Here is a 1,106-nt window from a genome sequence, read left to right on the forward strand (position 1 = left end):
CCACGCAATGACAACGCCTTTTGACGAAGATCCCACAAAACACAAAATCGGCTTTCTGGCGCGACTGCGGTCAAGCTTCCTGACCGGCATTGTTGTCATCCTGCCCATCGCGCTGACCATCTGGCTGATCTGGACCCTGATGGGCTGGGTCGATGGCTTTGTACTTCCGCTGGTGCCGCAAACCATTCAGCCCGAAGAATATATTGGCATCAACCTGCGCGGCGTCGGGCTGATCATTTTTCTGATCTTCACTGTGATTGTCGGCTGGATCGCCAAGGGCATTCTCGGGCGCTCTCTCATCCGCTTTGCCGAAAGCCTGGTGGATCGCATGCCGGTTGTGCGCTCAATCTACTCCGGTGTGAAACAAATCGCCGAAACCGTCTTTGCACAGAGCGAACGCACCTTTGAAAAAGCCTGCTTGATCGAATACCCGCGCCGCGGCATCTGGGCCATCGGCTTCATCTCCACCAATGCCAAAGGCGAAGTGGCTCAGACTGCGGCAACAACCAGCCCGCTGATGAGCGTCTTTGTCCCGACAACCCCCAACCCCACATCGGGTTTTCTGCTGTTCTTCCCCAAAGATGACGTGATCGAGCTGGATATGTCCGTGGAAGATGCCGCCAAACTGGTGATCTCCGCCGGTCTGGTTTACCCAAATCCAAAAGATCCGTCTAAACCTTCTGAAGACTGACCTATGCGGCATCTGGCTTATGTGACCATCGGCACCTTGGCGCTGCTGCTCATCGTGTTTGTGTTTGGCATACGGCCTGCGCTCTCTCCGGTCGTGCGCGCAACGGTGACGGATCCCATTTTCACCATCGGCGCGCGCGAGAGCTATGATACCGCGCTGGCCCAAGATAAAACCGTGGTCAAATTTGGCCCAATGCTGTTTGGCCTTTATCCGGGCGGTCTGGCTTTTGAAAGCGCTGAGGCGGCCCACGCGCATATGCTGGCCCATAACTGGGATCCGCAAAAATGGGCAGTCTACAAGCTCTCAGGCAGCTATGGGCAAGACAGCGCAGGCGGGTATCTCACCCACTCTCTGCTGGTGCTTGCCCGCCAATAGCGGCGCGCGGCGCAAACCCTCAATACAACGTGTCTTTGTA

At 56.4% G+C, this 1,106-nt stretch carries 2 protein-coding genes; both read left to right on the top strand.

What is annotated here, in order from left to right; all coding sequences use genetic code 11:
- The first annotated feature begins 7 nt into the window (after window positions 1-7).
- A complete protein-coding gene (locus SHM7688_RS15875; protein WP_058240893.1) occupies window positions 8-691 on the top strand; it encodes a DUF502 domain-containing protein in 684 nt (227 codons plus the stop codon).
- 3 nt (window positions 692-694) lie between these two features.
- The gene (locus SHM7688_RS15880) at window positions 695-1,066 is read left to right on the top strand and encodes a hypothetical protein (RefSeq protein WP_058240894.1); all 372 of its coding nucleotides are present in this window, start codon (window positions 695-697) and stop codon (window positions 1,064-1,066) included.
- Window positions 1,067-1,106: the final 40 nt, after the last annotated feature.

Source organism: Shimia marina, from assembly GCF_001458175.1.
Lineage (GTDB): Bacteria > Pseudomonadota > Alphaproteobacteria > Rhodobacterales > Rhodobacteraceae > Shimia > Shimia marina.

What these genes read in the sequence shown, in the direction of transcription:
- SHM7688_RS15875 (WP_058240893.1), top strand. Translation starts at nt 8, where the DNA reads ATGACAACGCCTTTTGACGAAGATCCCACAAAACACAAAATCGGCTTT.
- SHM7688_RS15880 (WP_058240894.1), top strand. Translation starts at nt 695, where the DNA reads ATGCGGCATCTGGCTTATGTGACCATCGGCACCTTGGCGCTGCTGCTC.